Annotated in this window: 1 protein-coding gene and 1 pseudogene; both read left to right on the top strand. The window is 36.8% G+C overall.

What is annotated here, in order from left to right; all coding sequences use genetic code 11:
- Positions 1-299, top strand: a pseudogene (gene cas1, locus HSISS2_RS03110) (CRISPR-associated endonuclease Cas1); the annotation flags it as partial.
- A 646-nt stretch (positions 300-945) separates the two neighbouring features.
- Entirely contained in the window at positions 946-1374 is a 429-nt protein-coding gene (locus tag HSISS2_RS03120; protein ID WP_021145344.1) for a site-specific DNA-methyltransferase, read from the top strand.
- Positions 1375-1376 lie beyond the last annotated feature (2 nt).

Raw genomic sequence — 1376 nt, forward strand, 5'->3', positions numbered from 1 at the left:
GTGTCATTGATATTCAGAAAGCATATTCCATTACTGAAATTATGGGTTACGAAGGTCGCCTTGCGAAATCCTATTTTTACTATCTGAATTTACTGGTTCCTGATGACTTTCATTTTAATGGTAGGAGTAGACGGCCTGCAGAGGATTGTTTTAACAGTGCCCTAAACTTTGGCTATAGTATATTATATTCTTGCTTTATGGGGTTGATTAAGAAAAATGGGCTAAGCTTGGGATTTGGGGTCATTCACAAGCATCATCAGCATCATGCGACCTTGGCCAGTGATTTAATGGAAGAATGGGACTGAAATTCTCTTCAAAAATTCGTCCCGAAAGGCTTTGTTAGTTAATAAATTCGGTAAGTCAAGGAGTATCGAGCCGCCCACTTTTGCCAAAGTATGGAAGCTGTGTCTAAGAATATCCTAAGTGTATACTCCCCGAGACTCTTAGAAAATCTCCTGAAAAACACAGAGAAGCATATCTGCACCAACTCAGCTGGCACGCCGAATCTGACGAACATAGAAAGCAAGTTGAAACAGCTAGAACTCCTAGCTGTTTTAGTGTATTATCCTACTTTTCAAGCAAGACTTTTTACTTAATCTGGAGTTTCAAACTGACAAGTGCATCTCAGAATTTATAGATATCGAATCGTGAAACATTTCAGAGTTTATTCTCCTAGACTTGATTCAAATCTAACTTGAAATTATTAAAAAAAGGTATCTTGCCTCTATCTCCAGTTTTTTTAAATAAAGTTAGAGTCTGTAGTAACAAGGAGATTGTGATAACCGACACAAGATATGCTATAATATAAGCAGAAATAAATCAACAAACCCGAAGGGTACCCTTCCTTTATTATATTCATAATAAAGGAAGGGTACCCTTCCTTTATTATATTCATAATAAAGGAATCCTATCAGCCCTTCAATTAGCTGAAAGGTATACCAAAGTATGAAGAAAGAACTAGAACGGCTTCTGGCACAAAATGACACCTTTATAGTGGAAGGTGTGCTTAATAAGAATAAATTAGCAGAGCTGGCAAGACAATATAATCCTGAACTTCTCAATCTTTTGATGAGTGATGAGAAAATCTCAAATCATTTCTTTTCAAGGCTTGAAACCGGCGTCCTAATCTTTAAGAAAGATGTCTTTTTACAGTTTTTGAATAACAAGGAGTTTTTACCTGACAGCTTTACATCTTACAAGACAAAAATCGGTTTAGCGACAGGTGACAAGTACCTATCAGAAAATCAGGAAGTTGTCCTGAATTTTCCATACAAAGATTGTGTGCTAGAGGGTGGACAGACTAAGGATGATGCCAAACGACAGGAAATTTTTTTAACGAGACATACGCACGCTTCAAGTCCTTCTAGAACTTGAAT

Origin of the sequence: Streptococcus sp. HSISS2, assembly GCF_000448665.1 — a bacterium.
Classification (GTDB): domain Bacteria; phylum Bacillota; class Bacilli; order Lactobacillales; family Streptococcaceae; genus Streptococcus; species Streptococcus raffinosi.

Bases quoted from the DNA above. Each gene is read 5' to 3' on its own strand.
- HSISS2_RS03120 (WP_021145344.1), top strand. From the start codon at position 946: ATGAAGAAAGAACTAGAACGGCTTCTGGCACAAAATGACACCTTTATA.